This is a genomic window from Bradyrhizobium sp. RP6 (genome assembly GCF_003837805.1).
Lineage (GTDB): Bacteria > Pseudomonadota > Alphaproteobacteria > Rhizobiales > Xanthobacteraceae > Bradyrhizobium.
Window position 1 is genome coordinate 1 of sequence record NZ_RQIT01000067.1, and the last position, 831, is coordinate 831.

General features: G+C 66.1%; 2 pseudogenes. Both read right to left on the reverse strand.

Annotation, left to right across the window (positions count from 1 at the left end):
* Window positions 1-126 (reverse strand): annotated as a pseudogene (locus EHH60_RS36885) (IS3 family transposase); the annotation flags it as partial.
* Window positions 127-621: 495 nt separating this feature from the next.
* Window positions 622-831, reverse strand: a pseudogene (locus tag EHH60_RS36890) (IS3 family transposase); the annotation flags it as partial.

Genomic DNA, 831 nt, shown 5'->3' on the forward strand with positions numbered 1-831 from the left:
CGACCGGCGGTCGTTCGGCGCCATCGGCACCGTCATTGGCGCCCGGGTCCCGATCGCCCGTTTGCGGCCGCCACGCCGCCGCACCGCCAGCCTCTCTTCCAGGTAGAGCCGGAACAGCTTCTTGTGGCGCCGCTGGGTTTCCTGCCAGCCGATCTTGTCCCGCACGAGGGCGTTGAAGACCCGGCGCCGTTCTGCGGATCGAAGTCCGGGAGTTCCGGGAGGGTGCCGCCCTCGGTTCTGGCCCTCCGGCTTGTCGATCTGGGTCTCGGTGTTGTCGTCGTCCTTGCGAACGGTGGCGCCGTCCTGCCCGACGCCACGGCTGCGGCGTGACCCTGTACTTAGGCATGGCCCCCAGGATCGTATCCACCGAAGGGCTCGGGCACTCACGCAGACATTCGACCGGGACATAGGGTTCGAGGACACCATCAGGTCCGTCAAGATGGGCCTACTCTCGGCCCACAGGAAGCAGAGGCTGGCTGCGATGATCCACATGAACATCAGTGGTAACCTGTCGGGTGGAACACGAGGGCGTAGTCCAGCCCATCGTTGAAGCGATAGGCCCGGCTGGGCTTATTCATTGAGTGGTCTCTCCTTTGGTTGGTGGCGCTCTTGCCCCAGTTGACCCTCCCGCTTGAGCAGCACATGCAGGCGTCGATAGCCGAAGCGGCGGCGCTCCTGGGCGATTGCCCGCATGCGCTGGCGAGGGCCGGCTTCGTCCGCCCGAGTCGTTTGGTATCTCATGGTCATGCGGCAGCAGCCGATGGCTTTACACGCCCGCCGTTCGCTCATCCCGTGGGCGCCTCGGTGACAGCTTTCCGCGTGGCCGCGGGC